This window comes from Gordonia namibiensis NBRC 108229 (genome assembly GCF_000298235.1).
Taxonomy (GTDB): Bacteria; Actinomycetota; Actinomycetes; order Mycobacteriales; family Mycobacteriaceae; genus Gordonia; species Gordonia namibiensis.
This window is the reverse complement of the sequence record NZ_BAHE01000056.1, coordinates 16,072-33,608: the sequence shown is the minus strand read 5'-3', so window position 1 is coordinate 33,608 and position 17,537 is coordinate 16,072. Positions and strand designations below refer to the sequence as shown.

At 68.1% G+C, this 17,537-nt stretch carries 17 protein-coding genes; 6 read left to right on the top strand and 11 right to left on the bottom strand.

Features of this window, described 5'->3' with window-relative positions; genetic code table 11:
- Positions 1–88 precede the first annotated feature (88 nt).
- The gene (locus GONAM_RS20620) at positions 89–1,561 is read left to right on the top strand and encodes an FAD-binding protein (RefSeq protein ID WP_006868690.1); all 1,473 of its coding nucleotides are present in this window, start codon (positions 89–91) and stop codon (positions 1,559–1,561) included.
- A gap of 141 nt (positions 1,562–1,702) precedes the next feature.
- Here GONAM_RS20620 and GONAM_RS20615 read toward each other — a convergent pair whose 3' ends face one another.
- The 7 genes from GONAM_RS20615 to nadB all read right to left on the bottom strand — a co-directional run bounded on the left by GONAM_RS20615 (position 1,703) and on the right by nadB (position 8,690).
- A complete protein-coding gene (locus GONAM_RS20615) occupies positions 1,703–3,988 on the bottom strand; it encodes a heavy metal translocating P-type ATPase (RefSeq protein WP_006868689.1) in 2,286 nt (761 codons plus the stop codon).
- Entirely contained in the window at positions 3,988–4,182 is a 195-nt protein-coding gene (locus GONAM_RS20610; RefSeq protein ID WP_006868688.1) for a hypothetical protein, read from the bottom strand. The genes GONAM_RS20615 and GONAM_RS20610 overlap by 1 nt, the downstream gene beginning before the upstream one ends.
- 1 nt (position 4,183) lies before the next feature.
- Positions 4,184–4,390, bottom strand: a complete 207-nt coding sequence (locus tag GONAM_RS20605) for a heavy-metal-associated domain-containing protein (protein WP_006868687.1) — start codon at positions 4,388–4,390, stop codon at positions 4,184–4,186.
- 49 nt (positions 4,391–4,439) lie between these two features.
- Positions 4,440–4,733, bottom strand: coding sequence for a metal-sensitive transcriptional regulator (locus GONAM_RS20600; RefSeq protein ID WP_005196646.1), 294 nt, complete (start codon positions 4,731–4,733; stop codon positions 4,440–4,442).
- A 170-nt stretch (positions 4,734–4,903) separates the two neighbouring features.
- Positions 4,904–5,803, bottom strand: a complete 900-nt coding sequence (locus GONAM_RS20595; protein WP_006868686.1) for a hypothetical protein — start codon at positions 5,801–5,803, stop codon at positions 4,904–4,906.
- Between the two features lie 162 nt (positions 5,804–5,965).
- Entirely contained in the window at positions 5,966–6,970 is a 1,005-nt protein-coding gene (locus GONAM_RS20590; RefSeq protein ID WP_040537101.1) for an alpha/beta fold hydrolase, read from the bottom strand.
- Positions 6,971–7,043: 73 nt separating this feature from the next.
- Positions 7,044–8,690, bottom strand: coding sequence for an L-aspartate oxidase (gene nadB / locus GONAM_RS20585; protein ID WP_006868684.1), 1,647 nt, complete (start codon positions 8,688–8,690; stop codon positions 7,044–7,046).
- Positions 8,691–8,837: 147 nt separating this feature from the next.
- Here nadB and GONAM_RS20580 point away from each other — a divergent pair, with 147 nt between their 5' ends.
- Entirely contained in the window at positions 8,838–10,373 is a 1,536-nt protein-coding gene (locus GONAM_RS20580; RefSeq protein WP_006868683.1) for an FAD-dependent oxidoreductase, read from the top strand.
- A 24-nt stretch (positions 10,374–10,397) separates the two neighbouring features.
- On the opposite strand, the gene GONAM_RS20575 is transcribed toward GONAM_RS20580, so the two are convergent.
- On the bottom strand, positions 10,398–11,267 hold the full coding sequence (locus GONAM_RS20575) for an SDR family NAD(P)-dependent oxidoreductase (RefSeq protein ID WP_280985376.1): 870 nt from the start codon (positions 11,265–11,267) through the stop codon (positions 10,398–10,400).
- Positions 11,268–11,417: 150 nt separating this feature from the next.
- On the opposite strand from GONAM_RS20575, the gene GONAM_RS20570 reads away from it, so the two are divergent.
- From GONAM_RS20570 to GONAM_RS20560, 3 genes are read left to right on the top strand one after another with little or no spacing between them, the layout of a single operon-like run.
- Positions 11,418–13,013: a phytoene desaturase family protein gene (locus GONAM_RS20570; protein ID WP_006868681.1), complete on the top strand. Its 1,596-nt coding sequence runs from the start codon at positions 11,418–11,420 to the stop codon at positions 13,011–13,013.
- 13 nt (positions 13,014–13,026) lie between these two features.
- Positions 13,027–13,461, top strand: a complete 435-nt coding sequence (locus GONAM_RS20565; RefSeq protein ID WP_006868680.1) for an SRPBCC family protein — start codon at positions 13,027–13,029, stop codon at positions 13,459–13,461.
- A 40-nt stretch (positions 13,462–13,501) separates the two neighbouring features.
- The gene (locus tag GONAM_RS20560; RefSeq protein ID WP_006868679.1) at positions 13,502–14,107 is read left to right on the top strand and encodes a flavodoxin family protein; all 606 of its coding nucleotides are present in this window, start codon (positions 13,502–13,504) and stop codon (positions 14,105–14,107) included.
- Here GONAM_RS20560 and GONAM_RS20555 read toward each other — a convergent pair.
- The 3 genes from GONAM_RS20555 to GONAM_RS20545 all read right to left on the bottom strand — a co-directional run bounded on the left by GONAM_RS20555 (position 14,098) and on the right by GONAM_RS20545 (position 16,950).
- Entirely contained in the window at positions 14,098–15,570 is a 1,473-nt protein-coding gene (locus tag GONAM_RS20555) for an aminotransferase class I/II-fold pyridoxal phosphate-dependent enzyme (RefSeq protein ID WP_040537132.1), read from the bottom strand. The two genes, GONAM_RS20560 and GONAM_RS20555, sit on opposite strands and share 10 nt — an antisense overlap.
- 49 nt (positions 15,571–15,619) lie before the next feature.
- Positions 15,620–16,669 carry a hypothetical protein gene (locus GONAM_RS20550; RefSeq protein ID WP_006868677.1) on the bottom strand — a complete coding sequence of 350 codons (1,050 nt, stop codon included), beginning with the start codon at positions 16,667–16,669 and terminating at the stop codon, positions 15,620–15,622.
- Between the two features lie 74 nt (positions 16,670–16,743).
- On the bottom strand, positions 16,744–16,950 hold the full coding sequence (locus GONAM_RS20545; RefSeq protein WP_006868676.1) for a hypothetical protein: 207 nt from the start codon (positions 16,948–16,950) through the stop codon (positions 16,744–16,746).
- A gap of 139 nt (positions 16,951–17,089) precedes the next feature.
- Between GONAM_RS20545 and GONAM_RS20540 the strand changes: the two genes are divergently transcribed.
- Positions 17,090–17,335, top strand: coding sequence for a DUF6480 family protein (locus GONAM_RS20540; RefSeq protein WP_040537130.1), 246 nt, complete (start codon positions 17,090–17,092; stop codon positions 17,333–17,335).
- The last annotated feature ends 202 nt before the right edge of the window (positions 17,336–17,537 follow it).

Here is a 17,537-nt window from a genome sequence, read left to right as displayed (position 1 = left end):
CCTGCTGTTTCGGTCACGATCCGGCGACCTCCCGCTGAATGGTCACCAAGACTAGAACAGGTTCTAGTTTGTCCGCTAATCTGGCCGCATGGCTACCAGTACCGAGATCCCGGAGACCGTCGCCCTCGAATCGGTGACCGAATTCTCCGACGAGGTCGACGTCGTCGTGATCGGATTCGGCATCGCGGGCGGATGCGCCGCCGCGGAGGCCGCAGCGAACGGCGCGCGCGTCCTGCTCATCGAACGCGCCGCCGCGGCCGGCGGCACCACCTCCCTGTCGGGAGGCTTCTTCTATCTCGGTGGCGGCACCGCCGTCCAGAAGGCGACCGGCCAGGACGACTCGCCCGAGGAGATGGAGAAGTACCTGACCGCGGTGTCCATCGACCCCGAGGTCGACAAGATCCACGCGTACTGCGTCGACAGCGTGGACCACTTCAACTGGCTCGAGGGGCTGGGCTTCACCTTCGAGCGCAGCTTCTACCCGGAGAAGGCCGTCATCCAGCCCGGCACCGAAGGCCTGATGTTCACCGGCAACGAGAAGGTGTGGCCGTTCAAGGACCAGGCCGTCCCCGCCCCGCGCGGCCACAAGGTGCCGGTTCCCGGTGAGACCGGTGGCGCCTCCCTGGTGATCGACCTGCTCGTCAAGCGTCTCGGCGAACTCGGCGTCGAGGTCCGTTATGAGACCGGCGCACGGCAACTCGTCGTCGACTCCGACGGAACCGTCGCCGGCGTGACCTGGAAGAAGCCCGGCGAGGAGGGCGTCATCCGCGCCACCTCGGTGATCATCGCCGCGGGCGGCTTCGTGATGAACCCCGAGATGGTCGCCGAGCACACGCCGCACCTCGCCGAGAAGCCGTTCGTCCTCGGCAACACCTACGACGACGGCCTCGGACTGCGCATGGGCCGGTCGGTGGGCGCCGAGCTGAAGTACATGGACAAGGCGTTCATCACCGCGCCGATCTATCCGCCCGCCAGCATGGTCATGGGCGTCATCGTGAACAAATTCGGCGAGCGGTTCGTCACCGAGGACTCCTACCACGCCCGCACGTCGGGATTCATCATGGAACAACCGGATTCGGCGGCATTCCTCATCGTCGACGAATCGCACATGAATCCCAAGCAGAACTACCTGATCCCGCTGATCGACGGCTGGGAGACGATCGAGGAGATGGAGCGCGACCTCGGCATCCCCGAGGGCAAACTCCAGGCGACCATGGCCAGGTACAACGAGAACGCCGCGAAGAAGGAAGATCCCGACTTCCACAAGGCGGCCGAGTTCCTCGAACCCCAGGACAAGGGTCCGTGGGCTGCCTACGACCTCTCGCTCGGCAAGGCGATGTACGCCGGCTTCACCATGGGCGGCATGGCCACCTCGCTCGACGGTGAGGTGCTCGACGAATCCGGATCGGTCATCAAGGGCCTCTACGCCGCGGGCGCGAGTGCCACCAACATCGCCCAGGACTGCAAGGGATATTGCAGCGGAACGCAATTGGGCGAGGGATCGTACTTCGGCCGGCGCGCCGGTCGGCACGCCGCAGCGAAGGTGACCTCGCGCGCGTGAGCTGGTTTCGATACGGTTCTCGCCTAGCGGCTCGAACCTACTCAACCAGCAGGAGCGCATACCCGCTGGTTGAGTAGGGCCGAGGCGCCAGCCGAGGTCCGTATCGAAACCAGGCTGCCAACCGGTCTTTGTGGGCGGTTGTCAGCGGGCCGGGGAGAATCTCCGCAACCGCAGGCTGTTCCCCACGACGAACACCGAGGAGAGCGCCATCGCGGCCCCGGCGATCATCGGGTTGAGCATGCCGGCTGCCGCCAGTGGGATCGCGGCGACGTTGTAACCGAAGGCCCAGAACAGGTTTCCCTTGATCGTGCCGAGGGTTCGACGCGCCAACCGGATGGCGTCGGCGACCACGCGGAGGTCACCACTCACGACCGTGAGGTCGCTGGCCGCCATCGCCACATCGGTGCCGGTGCCCATCGCGAGACCGAGGTCGGCCTGCGCCAGTGCGGCGGCGTCGTTGATGCCGTCGCCGACCATCGCCACCACATGGCCCTGCGCCTGGAGTTCGGCGATCACCTCGAGCTTGCGTTGCGGACTGACCCCCGCGGTCACGTCATCGATTCCCACTTCTGCCGCAACAGCTCTCGCCGCACCTTCGTTGTCACCGGTGAGCAGCTTCGGCGTGAGTCCCAGGCGCCGGAATTCGGCGATGGCCTCGGCCGACGATGGCTTGATGCGGTCGGCCACCGCGATCACGCCGACCGCGACCGGTTCGGACGCAGCGTCGTTCACGTCGCCGACGAGGACGACGACCGCCGTCGCACCACCTGATTCGGCAGTCGACACCGCGTCCGCGAGGTCCCCGGGCAGCGGCACGGTGACCTTACCGGGTGAGAGGACCTGAACTCGCTTGTCCCCCACCGTGGCTGCGACACCGGCACCCTGGGTGGACACGAAGTCTCGCGCCTTCTCGGTCACGTGGTCACGACCCGCAGCGATGACGGCACGACCGATCGGATGTTCCGACCCCGCTTCCACCGCAGCCGCCCACGCGAGCACCTGCGACTCATCCTGACCGCCGGCGACGGTCACCGTCGACACCGACATGTCGCCGGAGGTGACGGTGCCGGTCTTGTCCAGCACGATGGTGTCGACGCGTCGGGTCGACTCCAGCACCTCGGGCCCCTTCAACAGGATGCCCAGCTGTGCGCCGCGGCCCGTGCCGACCATGAGTGCGGTCGGAGTGGCGAGCCCGAGCGCACACGGGCAGGCGATGATGAGGACCGCGACCGCCGCCGTGAACGCGAAAGTCACGTCGCCACCCGCGAAGTCGTCCAACGACGCCGCGCCGAGCCAGAAGCCCAGCGTGGCAATCGAGATCGCGATCACCGCGGGGACGAACACCGAGGAGATCCGGTCGGCCAGTCGCTGTGCGTCCGCCTTCCCCTCCTGCGCGGCGGCGACCATGCGTGCCATCTGCGCGAGGGCCGTGTCGGAACCGACGGCGGTCGCCCGGACGACGAGCAGTCCGCTGGTGTTGACGGTCGCGCCGATGACCGCATCGCCCACGGTCACCTCGACCGGGACCGATTCCCCGGACACCATCGACGCGTCGATTGCCGAGGCACCTTCGACGACGATGCCGTCGGTCGCGATCTTCTCGCCCGGGCGCACCACGAACTCGTCACCAACCGCCAACTGCCCGATCGGAATTCGGGAGTCGACGCCGTGTCGTCGGACCACGACGTCTTTGGCGCCGAGATCCATCAGGGCACGTAGTGCATCACCGGCGCGTCGCTTGGACCGCTTCTCGAAGTAACGACCCGCCAGCAGGAAGGTCGTCACGCCCGCGGCCGCTTCGAGATAGATGTGCGAGGCCCCGTCGGCGCGTTGGGGAAGCAGGTCGAACCCGTGGGTGAGGCCTGGCGTCCCGGCGGTACCGAGGAAGAGCGCGTACAGCGACCAACCGAACGCGGCGAGCGTGCCGACCGACACCAAGGTGTCCATCGTGGTCGCGCCGTGACGCAGGTTGATCCATGCTGCGCGATGGAACGGGTAGGCGCCCCACACGACCACCGGCGCGGCGAGCGTCAGCGACAGCCACTGCCAGTAGGTGAACTGCCAGGCCGGGATCATCGCGAGGGCGATCACCGGGACCGACAGCACCGCCGAGACGATCAGCCGCTGCCGCAGCGCGTCGAGTTCCGGGTCTGCCGTCGATGCGGCGTCGGTCGTGTCCGTCGACCCAGCGGGCGGGTCCGGCAGGATCGGCGCGGCGTCGTAACCGGCGGCGCGGACCACCTTGACGAGGTCGTCAGCGGCGAGACCGGTGGGGACCTCGACGTGGGCACGTTCGGTCGCGTAGTTCACCGAGGCGGTGACACCGTCGAGTTTGTTCAGTTTCCGCTCGATGCGGTTCGCACACGACGCGCAGGTCATTCCGGAGATGTCGAGGTCGACCAGTTGCAGGCCGGGACTCGCGGACATCAGTGGTCACCTCCATGTGTCATGTCGCCATGCGGAGCGGAGTCCGGAACGGCCGTCTCGACGACGCCGTGCGAGGGTGCGTCGTGGGTGACCGGCTCGGGTTGCGGTCCCCATGCCCGGCCGACGCCGAAGGCGATCGCGAAGGCGGCGATCAGCGCGACGACGTAGACCAGGGGGCCCTTGGGAATGCTCATGTCACACCAGTGAGTACCCGGCTTCGGCGACCGCTCCGGCGATCTCCTCGCGCGGGATCTCACGGTCGGCGACGACGCGTACGGCTCCGTCTTCGAGGGTCACGTCGACACTGGTCACGCCGGCGATCTCCTCGATCTCCTCGCGGACGGAAGCGACGCAGTGGCCGCAGGTCATCCCGGTGACGGTGTAGCTGCTGGTGGTGCTCACGGGTTCTCCTCTGATTGCTGTCTCGTGGTTGGCGGCGGGTCGGTCGGTGTCAGGACTTCACGAGTCGGGCGATCGCGGCCATGGCCTCGTCGACCTTCTCCTTGCCGGCGGCGTCGCTCTCCTGCGCGGCGTGTACGACGCAGTGGGCCATGTGCTCCTCGAGCAGACCGAGGCTGACCGCCTGCAACGCCTTGGTCATGGCCGACACCTGGGTGAGGATGTCGATGCAGTACGAGTCCTCTTCGACCATGCGCTGCAGCCCACGTGCCTGGCCCTCGATGCGGCGGAGACGCTTGAGATAGTCGTCCTTGCGGCCGATGTAGCCGTGCTGGTGCTCGTCCATGTCGCTCCTGTGGTGACGGGTACCCCTTAGGGGTATGCCTCAACAGGTATACCAGCGTTCGCCCGCCAACGGTACCCCCCTACCGTATTTGATCCGGTCGGTCGGTCGTCGAACAAACCGCAACACGAAACCCCGACGCATGACGCGTCGGGTTCGAGGAACCGCGGGAGCTACGGCCGCAGGGCGGCGGCGAGGCGCGCCAGGGCCACGGCGACATCGTCGAGTGCCGCGCTGATCTCTGCACGGCGCGTGGCTTCCGTCTCGGAGATCTCCGAGTCCTGGTCGGTCACCTGCGCACCCGGGACGCCGACAGGAGGGACAACGGCCCCCTCAGAGGGGGAGACGTCCGGAAGCGCCGGCGCGGCGTGAGCCGGTGTCACCGGGTTCACCGGCGCCGGGCCCGGTCCAGCCGTGTTGGGTGCTGCCGTGCTGGGCACCGCCGGGCCGGAAACGTCCTGGCTCGGCGCGTCAGATCGATGGCGTCGACCGTGGTAGTCCTCGGACACGACCGGTTCGGCGTTGGTGGATCGACGGCCGCCGCGGTATCCCGACTCCGGAGGCGGTTCGGGCGTCGCACCGTGAGCGGGCTCGGAAGAAGGCTCCGTGACCGGCGGAGTGGGCGGTTGATGAGAGTCGGGCAGCCGGTGCGACCCCATTCGTTGCGGATTCGGGGTCGGGGGTTGCGGAACCGTCCGGCCAGGCCCCGGTGCAGGTCGTTGATGATTTCCTGCTCCGGCGCCCGTCATCACCGACGGGGCGTGTCCGTTCGAGTGCGCGAAGAAGTGGGGCCCGCCGTGGCCGACGAAGAAGACGCACCCGACCCCTTCCGGCGACGGGACCGGGCACGGGTTGCGTTCGATGAGCGACTGGGCGCGATCGTCGAAGTCGTTCCACTCCAGCCAGAGGCGACGATCGTGCCTCGGGTGGGTGCTCGCATCCGTCGCGTGATTCCCGCGATGGCCGATCGCGAGACGACACTGCAGCAACCAATCGGAATCACCCGACAGTCCCAGCGCCGCCCGTTCGGTCGGCCGGCACACCACCGTCGACCAACAGCCTTCGCCGTTCATACGGACTCCCCTTCATACCTGCAGTGCTTCACGTCTACGCGCGCCATCCAGCCATGCCACGCCGGTCTTCGCAGTGGTCTCGAGTGTTCGCCGATCTCGGCTCGCCCCCCGGCAAGCGCCACGGCGTCCCCGATGGCCGCGGTGCTGTGAAGATCCCGGGCGTCAGTCTACGAAGGAGGCCGGTCCGGTGTCACCCTGTTCGTCCCCGCGCGTCCCGGCGACAAACATCACGATCCGGCGATTCACCTCCTCCGGGCTATCGAGGTGGAGGAAGTGCCCGGCGTCCGCGATGACCGCAGTGGCACTGCCGTGGGGCAACACGCCGCGCACGTGGTCGGTGAGTCTCGCCTGCATGCAGCCGTCGTCGGCGCCGTGCAGATACAGCGTGCGGCAAAGGGGTTCGCGCAACCAGTCCCGGCTGAGGTCCGCGTAGCGCGTGTCGGTCCGCGGCCGGAGCATTGCCCGGTAGTAACCCAGGACGGCAGTGCGATGCTCGCGCGTCGGCAGCGCGGCGAGGGCCCGGTCGATGTCGAGGTCGTAGTTCGGCCGCGGCGTGCCGGGGCGTCGTAACCGCCAGCGGCGCCACAGCAGGGGGATCAGCCAGCCGAGACTGCGCTCGGGCAACCAGGGCAACTGGTTGAACCCGATGTACCAGCTCATGGTCGCCTGCCGCGCCAGAAGCCGAACTGCACCCGGTCCCTCGGCGACCGCGCTCCGGATCGCGGGGATCGGCGGAACCGACATCGCGACGACCGCCGAGTACGGGTTGTCCGAGCGGTGCGACAGGGCGTTGACCGTCAGCGCACCCCAGTCATGCCCGATGAGCACCGCGTCGGGACCGGCACCGACCGCCCGGTGGATCTCCCGGGCGTCGTAGGCGAGCGCTGCGACGTGAAAGTCCTTGTCGCGCGGGATGTCCGACGGCGCGTACCCGCGGGTGAACGGCGCGACGACGCGATAACCGGCGGCAACCAGTTCAGGAGCGAGCAGACGCCATGTCCACGCCGAGTCCGGAAAACCGTGAAGACACACTGCAACCGGGCCGTCGACCGGACCCCACTCCAGCGTATGGAGGGTGATGTGTCCGAGGTCGATGGTCTCGTGCCGCGGGGCGTCGGAGTCGTCGTGGGGTTCGGTGTCGCGCGCGTCCGGTGAGCTCTGGGTCATCGGCGCCAATGTATCTCTCGTATCCGACGACCGCATCTATCTGTGCCCGCGGGTGCGCGGCGCGGGCGTCCTCTCAGGCCGTGATGCCGGCGAGTCCCGACTCTCGGATCTCTCCGTCGACGAGGCGGAAGGTGTGGGATTCCCCGATCTCGGCCGTGAGGGGAAAGTCCGTTCGGACGTGGGCGCCACGCGACTCGGTGCGGGCGGTGGCCGCCGCGATGACCGCCGCCGCGGTCAGCGTGAGCGCGGCATCCTCGACCTCGCGCACCGTCGCGGGAACCCGCCGCGGCGCACTCGCGATCGTTTCGGCCGCGTACGCCAACCCGTCGGCGGATCGGCGAAGAGCCACCTGTCTCGACATCATGTCCTGCAGCAGCTCGCGGTCGAGGATCGGCAATGGTCCGGGCGTCGCGAGGGGACCGGTGCCGGCCGGCCGCAGGTCACGTCGTCCGACGGCGACCGCCGCGGCACGTCGGCCCATGACGAGGCCTTCGAGCAGGCTGTTCGACGCCAGTCGATTGGCCCCGTGCAAGCCGGTCCGAGCGACCTCCCCGGCGGCCAGGAGACCGTCGACGGCGGTACGCGCCTCGTCGTCGGTCACCACGCCACCGCAGAGGTAGTGGGCACCCGGTACGACGGGGATGCGGTTGCCGGCCGGGTCGAGACCAGCCGACCGGATTCCGGCACTGACCGTCGGGAATCGCCGCTCGAAGTCGGGCACCCCGCTGATGTCGAGGTAGACGCAGGGATGCCCGGTCAGCTCGATGGCGGTCTCCACGGCGTTCGCGACCACATCGCGGGGCGCGAGGTCGCCCATCGGGTGCACGCCGTCGGTCACCGACCGTCCGTGCGCGTCGACGAGTCGCCCGCCCTCCCCTCGCACGGCCTCGCTGATGAGCGTCCGACGTCCACGGGCGCCCGGCGTGTAGAGCATCGTGGGGTGGAACTGGATGAATTCGAGGTCGGCGACGTGCGCTCCGGCCCGCAACGCCAGCGCGATGCCGTCACAGGTGGCACCGGACGGATTGGTCGTCGCCGCGTAGAGATGGCCCGCACCGCCGGTGGCGAGCAGGACCGTCGGCGCGTGGACCACACCCCACCGGTCGTCCTGCAGATAGGCCACTCCCGTGACCCGTCCGTCGTCGACCCGGACCTCCGTGACGATCGCGTCGTCGAGGAAACGGATGGACTGCCCGGGGTCGGCCTCCCGCTGCGCGACGGCGTCGTTGAGCGCACGTTGGATCGCGGCGCCCGTCGCGTCACCGCCGGCGTGGATGATCCGTCGCACGGAGTGGCCGCCTTCGCGTGTGCGCAGGAGTTCACCGTCGGCGTCGCGATCGAAGTCGGCGCCCCACCCGATCAGCGCGGACACCGATGACCACCCGTCGGCCAGGATCGGGCGCGTCGCCGCAGGGTCGGTGAGGCCACTGCCGGCGGCGAGCGTGTCGGCGAGGTGCAGATCGATCGAGTCGACGTCGTCCGGACCGGTCGAGCGCACACCGGGCATGACCACCGCGACCCCGCCCTGGGCGTAGAACGTCGAGGTCGGTTGCTCCCCACGGTCGGGACGCCAGCTGGGGCCCTTGTTGACCACGACGACCGACAGTCCGCTCTCCGCGGCGCACAGTGCGGCCGTCAGGCCCGCGATACCGGCCCCGACCACGACGAGATCGGCACGGTCGGCGATACCCGCGCCCGGTCCGTATGTGGACGTACTCATGTCATCCGCCTTTCGCCGGTCGTACTCTGACAACCCCGGCGAGGTGTTTTCGATTCCCAGTCGAAAACCCTACCCCGCAGCTCCCCGCGACGAAATGCTCGACCGCCTGATGTTTGATCAACCCGGATCGCGGCAACCCCGACCACCATGAAAACCCTCTGGTTCGACCCGGCGAACGACTCCGATCACGCCGGACTCCCCGACGTGCGTCCCGAGACCACCCCGTTCGGGACGGTGGACACTTATGACCAGATCGTCGTGGGCGGTGGCATCACCGGCCTGACCACGGGACTTCTGCTGGCGCGGGCCGGACAGAAGGTCGCCGTCCTCGAGCGACGCCACATCGGTGCCGCAGCGACCGGCCACACCACCGGCAAGCTCTCACTGCTGCAGGGCACGCGGTTGTCATCGATCTCGAGTCGGCACGGGAAGTCCGCGGTGCAGGACTACGTCGAGGCGAACCGTGAGGGCCAGGCATGGTTGCGGCACTACCTCACCCATCGCGGCCTGCAGGTCGACGAGCGTGCAGCACTGACGTTCGCGGCCACTACGTCGGGCGCGAAGACCGTGGAGAAGGAGTTCGAGGCCTGCCGGGCGCATGACATCCCGGTCGAGCACGTCGATTGTCCGGAACTGCCGTTCGACGTCAAGACGGCCATCCGCCTCGAGGGGCAGGCGCAGATCGACCCGATGGTGGTGCTCCGCGCCCTCGCCGACGACCTCCGCGCACACGGCGGCCACCTCTACGAGGGGGTGCACGTGCAAGGTCTGCGCCACGGCACGCCCCACACCCTCACCACCGACGCCGGTGACATCCGCGCCGAATCGGTCGTGCTCGCGACCGGCGTCCCCTTCCTCGACCGCGCGGGGTTCTTCGCCCGGGTGCATCCACAACGCTCGTATGCGGCAGCCTTCGTCGTCGACGGGGAGATCCCGCGCGAGATGTACCTCGGCGCCGACAACCCGTCGGTGTCCCTGCGAACCGCGACACGGCCGGGCTACGACGGCGAGCTGCTGATGGTCGGCGGTTTCGGTCACGAGGTGGGACGCACGAAGTCCGAACGTCAACACGCCCTGGACATGATCGCGTGGACCGAGAAGCACTTCCCCACCGCCCGCATGGTGGCGCGCTGGTCGGCGCAGGATTACGTGACGATCGACGAAATGCCCTACGTCGGACCGCTTCTGCCCGGCATGGATAGCGTTCAGGTCGCCACCGGATTCGCGAAGTGGGGCCTCACCAACGGCGTCGCCGCGGCGTTGTCGATGACCGGACGGATCCTGGGCTCGGAACCACCGTGGTCGACGAGCCTGCGCCCCTGGCGCTCGTCCGAGATCACCAAGCCTGGATCGCTGGCCTCGGCGGCATCGGCCAACGCGCAGGTCGCGGCCTACATGGTCGGCGGTTACCTGAGTCTGTTGAAACCGGCGAACTCATCACCCGCCGAAGGCGACGGCAGCGTCGGACACTCCGGCGCTTCACCGAAGGGCGTGTGCACCGTGGCCGGACAGACGCAGTCCGTCGCCCCGCTGTGCACGCACCTGTACGGCGTGTTGCGCTGGAACGACGCCGAGCAGTCCTGGGACTGCCCGCTACACGGTTCACGGTTCAGCCACTCCGGTGAAGTACTCGAAGGTCCTGCGACCCGAAAGCTGTTCTCGCAGCACCCCTCCGAGGGCTGAACCGCTGCGCTGCGCCGTGCCCCGTCACCGCCCGCCGAGAATCCGGCGGAACACCGGTCCCGTCACCGTCGCGAGGGGTCGTTGCAGCGCCCCGTCCAGAATCCGGACACCGATGTCGAGCGCGCGTGCGTCGATCCCGACGAGGATTCGATCGCGATCACCGAGAACGCCGGCGAGGATCGCCGCGGCCGCGGCATCGGGGTGCGCACCGGGTAGCCGTCGGTCGAAGCCCTTGGTGACGTACTCCCGCACCGCCGGGTCAATGTACCGGGCCCGCCGGGCGATGGCGGTGTGAACGACCCCCGGGCAGACTATATGGATTCGTGCACGGGATCCGCTGCCGCGCAACTGTTCCTGCAAGCTCTCCGAGAACCCGCGAGCGGCGAACTTCGACGCCGAGTACGCGGATTGCGCGGGCGACCCCATCAACCCGAATGCGCTCGAGGTGTTCACGATTCGTCCGCCCCCGGCCTCGAGGTGCGGCAGGAACGCCTGCGTGCCGTTCACGACACCCCCGAAGTTGACCGCCATGATCCGCCGCGCGTAGTCGTCGTCCTCGTCGAGGACGGATGCGACCATCGTGATGCCCGCGTTGTTGAAGACCAGCGCCGGCGCGCCGTGGCGTCGGGTCATCTCGTCGGCGTAGGCGGTGACCGCAGCGGCGTCGGCGACGTCCATTTCGGTGGCCTCCACCTTCGCCCCGCGGTCGGCCGCAGACTTCGCGGTCTCGGCCAGGGCCAGCGAGTCGACGTCACTGAGCAGGACCGGTATCCCGGCGGCTGCCAGCCGGTTTGCGAGCGATCTGCCCATTCCCGACCCGGCGCCGGTGATGACGGCGCCTCGTCCGGCACACAGCCGACGGAGGCGGTCGTCGGTGACTCGCGGGTGCCACACGTGGCCAAGATTCAGGGAGACCTTCACCCAACCGGACTACCCGGGCGGAGTCGTCCTACACCTCCGCCGCGTTTACGCGGTGGCCGCGCGGGTACCCCTCTTCACCATGGGCCGACCGGCCCGAAAGCGATCGAGAGGAGTTGGGGACGAGTGTCGGACGCAGTCGTCGTGGGCGCCGGACACAACGGGCTCATCTCCGCCATCCGGCTGGCCGACGCCGGCTGGGACGTCACCGTCCTCGAAGCCGCTCCCGAGGTGGGCGGCGCGATCAGAAGTGCCGAGTTGACCCCCGGCTACGTCACCGATCTCTTCAGCGCGTTCTATCCGCTTGCGGTGGCCTCCCCGGTCTTCGCCGACCTCGCTCTCGAAGACCACGGGCTCGAGTGGAGTCGGGCGCCGCTGGCGTTCGGGCACCCCGCCGGACCCGAGGACGACGACGCCCCGGTCATCCACCCCGACGCCGCCGACACCGCCGCACACCTCGCCACCTTCGACCCGCACGACGGCCGGGCATGGCTCGACCTCGTCGGTCAGTGGGAGACTCTGCGACCCGCCATCCTCAACACCCTCTTCGGGCCTTTTCCGCCGGTCCGCGCCGTGTTGTCCCTGTTGCGCTCGATCGGCACCGCGGATGCCCTGCGCCTGGCGCGTTTCCTGATATTGCCCGCCGACCAGATGGTGCGCGAACTGTTCCGCAGCGAGAAAGCCGGCCTTCTCATCCTGGGCAACGCTCTGCACGCCGACATCCCCCTTCACGCACCCGGAAGCGGGGTGATGGGGTACCTGCTGACCATGTTGGGCCAGGACACCGGATACCCGGTTCCCGTCGGTGGTGCGAGCGCACTCTCGGCCGCTCTCCGACACCGCGCGGAAAGCGCAGGGGCACAGGTACATTGCAACACCCGGGTCACCGGGATCGACGTCCGGGGAGGTCGTGCAGTCGGCGTCGTTGACAACGACGGACGACGGTGGAAAGCCGATCGGGCCGTCCTCGCCGACGTCTCGGCACCCGCGCTCTACACCGAACTGCTCTCTCCTGCCGATGTGCCCGCCCGGGTACTGGACGACCTGCAGAGGTTCACCTGGGACACCCCGGTGGTGAAGGTCAACTACGCCATCAACGGCAAGATCCCATGGCGCAGCGCCAATCTGGCCGGAGCGGGCACCGTTCACCTCGGCGCGGACGCGCGCAACATCGCCTACTCCACCGCCGACATCGAGACCGGCAACATCCCCGAGCATCCATTCCTGCTGTTCGGTCAGATGACCACGGCCGATGCCGGACGGTCGCCCGTCGGGACCGAGAGTGCATGGTCCTACAGCCACCTTCCCCGCGGGGTCACCGACGACGAGGCGGCTCGGCTCCTCGCCGCGCGGATGGACGAGGTGTTCGAGGAACACGCTCCCGGCGTCGCCGACATGATTGTGGGCCGCCATGTCCAGACACCGAACGACCTGCAGAACGCCGACGCCAACCTCGTCCATGGGACGGTGAACGGGGGAACGGCACAACTGTTCCAGCAGTTGATCTTCCGACCGTCACCGAACCTCGGCGGCGCCACGACACCCGTGGACCGCCTCTACCTCGCGGGGTCGGCCGCACATCCCGGGGGCGGAGTCCACGGCGCCTGCGGCAACAACGCCGCCCGCGCCGCCCTCGCCTCCGACGGCCTACGAGGGATGCCGCGAAGAGCATTCAATCGCACCCTCAACAAACGCCTCACGAAGACCCGAGACAACAAGTGAACGGAGAACATTCATGAACCGCGTCGAACGCCACACTTCCGCTACCCCCGCACAGGTCTGGTCGGTGCTGTCCAACGGCTGGCTCTACGCCTCCTGGGTGGTCGGCGCCTCACGCATCCGCGACGTCGACGCCGAGTGGCCTCAGGCCGGATCGAAAATCCACCACTCGGTGGGTGTCTGGCCGGCACTGCTCAACGACGAGACCACCTCGTGCGAGTCGAAGGCCGGGCTGCTGGAGCTCTCCGCCGCCGGCTGGCCGTTCGGTCGCGCTCGCATCCGGATGACGATCGAGAAGGACGGCAACGGCTCGATCATCGGTATGGAAGAGTTCGTCGAGACCGCCCCGCTGAAGTGGATCCCGCCGGTGGTCCAGCAGACCGCCATGTCTCCCCGACTCAGCGAATGCCTCAACCGCCTGGCGATGCTGGCCGAGCGTCAGCCGAGCTGACGCAGGGATTCGGCGGCGTCGTACCGGGTAAACGCCTGACATGACCACAGCTCTCGCCATCACCTGCACCCTCAAACCCTCGCCGGCGTCGTCGAGCAGCGACCTCATCGCCCGGCACATCCTCGACGCACTGGCCGAGCAAGGCGTCGAGGGTGACGTCGTCCGCGCCGTCGACCACGACATCAAACCCGGTGTCGAACGGGACATGGGCGACGGTGACGAGTGGCCGGCGATCCTCGAGCGCATCCAGGCAGCCGACATCCTCGTGATCACCACCCCGACCTGGCTCGGCCACATGTCGAGCGTCGCCCAGCGAGTCCTCGAACGACTCGACGCCGAGGTGTCCGAGACCGACGACCGCGGTCGGCCGTCGATGCTGGGCAAGGTCGCGATGTGCGGTGTCGTCGGCAACGAGGACGGCGCCCACAAGATCATCGCGGACATGTTCGGTGCGCTCAACGACATCGGGTTCACCATCGCCGGGCAGGGCAGCACCTACTGGAACGACGAGGCCATGGGCGGCCGCGACTACAAGGACCTCGACACGGTCCCCGAGCCGGTCGACAAGACGACCCACGCCGCCGCCCGCAATGCGGCCCATCTCGCCCGAGTGTTGTCGGAGAAGGCTTTCCCTGCTTACGAGTGAGTGCGACGCACCACCTTGATCGTGTCCAGCGCGTCGTCTGCGGCGTCGGGCAGATTCATCCCCGCGTTCTTGCCGGTCCGCAGGTACTCGACCACCGACTCGTTCAGCACCTCTCCGGGGACCACCACCGGGATGCCGGGCGGATACGGTGTGATCTGTTCGGCCGCAACACGTCCCGGAGCATCGTCGAGTGACACCCGCTCGGTGTCGCCGAAGAACGCATCCCGCGGGAGCATCCGGTTCTCCAACTGCAGCTCGACCGGCGACGGCTGATGAACCTTCCGGGGACTCTCGAAAGAGTCTGCGGCGCAGGTGAGATCCCGCAGCGCGCTCAGCAACCTATCCGCGGTGTCCTCGTCGTCGGCGTGGGAGATGGTCGCGAGGATGCGACGGTGGTCGCTCAGCCCGAGGTCGATGCAGTGCTGGTCGCGCAGCCAGTCGGCGGACTGATAGCCACTGATCCCCAACTCGCTCACATCGATGAGCACCTGCATCTCGTCGAGATCGTGGCTGGCCTCCTCGTGGAGCAGCTCGTCGTGCATCACGGTGAGACCGTCGATGTCGTCGACGGCGCGGCGTACCCGACGCGCCAGATCGAGGCCACGGCCGAGGACTTCGCGCCCGGACTCGACCATGTACCGCCGCCAACCGTCGAGCGCCGAGTAGACCGGCACGCTCGGGCTGGTGGTCATCAGCAGGTCTGCGCACTGCGACAGCCGGGAACGGTCGATCAGGTCCCCCTGTACGTGGAAGACCGACCCCTGTTCGAATCCCGCGCCCATCTTGTGGACGCTGACGACACACACGTCGGCTCCGGCGTCCATCGCCCACGTGGGCAGCTCGTCGTGGAACGGCAGGTGCGCGCCCCACGCCTCGTCGACGATCAAGGGCTTGCCGTACTCGTGGCAGACGTCGGCGATCGCCCGGATGTCCGCGCAGGTGCCGTACGGCGTCGGACTGACGATGAGGAGGCCGGCCGCCTGCGGGTCCGTCTCCCACGCCTTGCGAACCTCCTCGGGGGACGGCGGATGCGTCAGGTGGAGATTCTCGTCCCAGCGCGGCCGCACCCACCGTGGGCGCAGACCCGAGAAGATCAACCCGGCGACGATCGACTTGTGCGCGTCGCGGGTGATGAGCAGCTCGCCGCCTTCGCCTCCGGCCACGGCCATCATCGCGGCCTTCACCGACAACGAACTGCCGCAGGTCGAGAAGAATGCGAGTTCGGCTCCGACGGCGTCCGCCATCAACTCCTCGGCGTCGGGCAGGTAGGCGCTGGACATCCGTCGGTCGTCGAGACCGGGCGACACGAGGAGATCCGATTCGAACGCGGCCGCTCCGATGGTGGTGCGCGTGCGGTCATCGACGCCTCTGCCCTGACGATGGCCGGGGGGCGTGTAACCGTATCGGTTGTCGCGACGGTAATTCTCCAGCGCTTCCAGGAGAGGGGCGCGGGATTGATCCAGAGACGTCATGTCAGGCTCCGATCGGGTGGTGAACACTGAAATCGTGTCGTCAGCGTGATTCGCTCATCTCGTCGCTTCGCGACGACTCCGCCGCCCGGCGTCGCAGGCGTTCCCGGTAACCGTACGTCGCGCGGAGCACGTCGTCGTGGCTGTCGGCACTGGACCCCAACGCACCGGCGAAGATCCCCATCGAGGTCGCCAGCCAGGCCAGATTGAGGTAATTGTGCAGTCCCGCTTCGAATCCGAGTTGCGAGGACAGGAAGGTCTCGTCGATGACGGTCATCGCGGCGACGAGGACCGCGAGGAACAAACCGACGTAGAGGACCACCGCACTGAAGACGACGGTGCAGACCGTGGCCGTGTTGTAGAGGCGGGCGCGGGGCCGGTAGGTGTCGGTGGTCTTCTCCCACAGGCGGTTGTTGACGATCAGCCAGAGTGCCGCCAGGACCATCGACAGAACCGAGATGGCGGCCAGACGCCACGGGCTCAGCGCGTTGGCCATCGACCAGATGGTGGAGAAGAAGACACCGAACGACGCCGCCGCGGCCGCGGCCGCCGTCATGCCCGTGAGCGTCGGTATCAGACGCCAGGGCCGGTTGCCGCGGACCATTCCCGCGGTCAACAGCGCCCGTGAGGAAAACCCCTGGGCCACCACATATTCCGTCTCACCATCCCGCTCGACGAGTAGTCCGCGAGCCCGCTCGAACGGCTCGGTGGAGGACTCCTCGAGCGAGGACACGACCGTCGCGATCAGTTTGCCCAGACGTCGGCGGGGCGAGGGACCGAGTGCAGGCAGGGAGATCACCGCGGCGCCGCGTTCGCGGTCGAGTTCCGCCAGAACAACACTGTCCCGGGAACGGCCGTCATCGTCGCGCCGACTGAACAGGCGGGGCATCTCCGTCACGAACACCACGACCTCGTCCGGGATGCGATCGGATCCCCAGACGGTCTCCAGGTCACCACGCGGGGTCATCTGGAGAGTTGTGTCACGGGTGATCGTGACTCCGCAGTAGTCCATGCCGAAGCGCTCGGCGATGCCGCGAATCCGATCCTCCCCGTTGGTGATCAGGTTCTCGGGCAACCCGTGTTCGGCCACCATGCGCAGACTCGAGATACTCCTGCCCTCCTGGCGCTCGACGGTTGTGGAATCCACCGACGGTGCGGTGGCAGGAATCAGTCCGGCGGCTCCGGGGCGCCGGACGCAGGGGACTCGAGGTCGTCCTCGTCGTCGGATGCAGAGGTCGGTTCAGCCGACGCCGCCTTCTCGTCGGGTTCGTCGACGTGCTCTGCTTCGAGTTCGTCGACCTCGCGGCGGGCGTCGTCCGGGGTCTGGTCCGGTGTGCCGGTCTCGGCCGGCTCCATCGGCAACTCTTCGGACATGTAGGGCTCTCACCACCAATCCGTTTCGGGTATCCGTCTGATGTCCGGTTTCCCGGTAGGGACGGCTTCCAAACGCCGCCGGACGGCCGCCGATCAGGACCGAGGTGTGGGCCACCGGTGCCCCGGGTATGCGACCGTCATGACAGATGAATCACGCGGATCCATGGACCCGGCACCGGAAGAGACACCCGACCTCGAGGCCGGTGGCGGCGTCGCCCCCGGCGACACCCCTCCCGACACCCCTCAGACGTCAGGCCTTTCGCACGAACAACCCGATCGGACCAAACACTTCCCGGCCGGCGGGGTCGGCGCATTTCTGGGCGTCGGGCTGCTGGTCATCGCGATGATCGCGATCATCATCGGCCTCATCGTGATGGTGTTCTGAGATCCGATCCGTTCCTCGACGGTCCGGAAGGATCGTCGAGGTTCTCGTGCGCTGAATCCCGTTGCGACAGGGCGCGATCAGCGCGCTCGCCCCGTCGTGCGGAATGGGCAGCTCGGCGTGTCGCGGAGCATCGGTACGTTGTTCGACCGGCGCGAGTTCCGTTGTGGTCATGCGCGGCCGCCTCCTCGAGGTTGGTGCGGGA

Coding starts and splice junctions, on each gene's coding strand:
- GONAM_RS20620 (WP_006868690.1), top strand. CDS start 89: ATGGCTACCAGTACCGAGATCCCGGAGACCGTCGCCCTCGAATCGGTG.
- GONAM_RS20615 (WP_006868689.1), bottom strand. CDS start 3,988: ATGTCCGCGAGTCCCGGCCTGCAACTGGTCGACCTCGACATCTCCGGA.
- GONAM_RS20610 (WP_006868688.1), bottom strand. CDS start 4,182: ATGAGCATTCCCAAGGGCCCCCTGGTCTACGTCGTCGCGCTGATCGCC.
- GONAM_RS20600 (WP_005196646.1), bottom strand. CDS start 4,733: ATGGACGAGCACCAGCACGGCTACATCGGCCGCAAGGACGACTATCTC.
- GONAM_RS20595 (WP_006868686.1), bottom strand. CDS start 5,803: ATGAACGGCGAAGGCTGTTGGTCGACGGTGGTGTGCCGGCCGACCGAA.
- GONAM_RS20590 (WP_040537101.1), bottom strand. CDS start 6,970: ATGACCCAGAGCTCACCGGACGCGCGCGACACCGAACCCCACGACGAC.
- nadB (WP_006868684.1), bottom strand. CDS start 8,690: ATGAGTACGTCCACATACGGACCGGGCGCGGGTATCGCCGACCGTGCC.
- GONAM_RS20580 (WP_006868683.1), top strand. CDS start 8,838: ATGAAAACCCTCTGGTTCGACCCGGCGAACGACTCCGATCACGCCGGA.
- GONAM_RS20565 (WP_006868680.1), top strand. CDS start 13,027: ATGAACCGCGTCGAACGCCACACTTCCGCTACCCCCGCACAGGTCTGG.
- GONAM_RS20560 (WP_006868679.1), top strand. CDS start 13,502: ATGACCACAGCTCTCGCCATCACCTGCACCCTCAAACCCTCGCCGGCG.
- GONAM_RS20550 (WP_006868677.1), bottom strand. CDS start 16,669: ATGGTGGCCGAACACGGGTTGCCCGAGAACCTGATCACCAACGGGGAG.
- GONAM_RS20545 (WP_006868676.1), bottom strand. CDS start 16,950: ATGTCCGAAGAGTTGCCGATGGAGCCGGCCGAGACCGGCACACCGGAC.
- GONAM_RS20540 (WP_040537130.1), top strand. CDS start 17,090: ATGACAGATGAATCACGCGGATCCATGGACCCGGCACCGGAAGAGACA.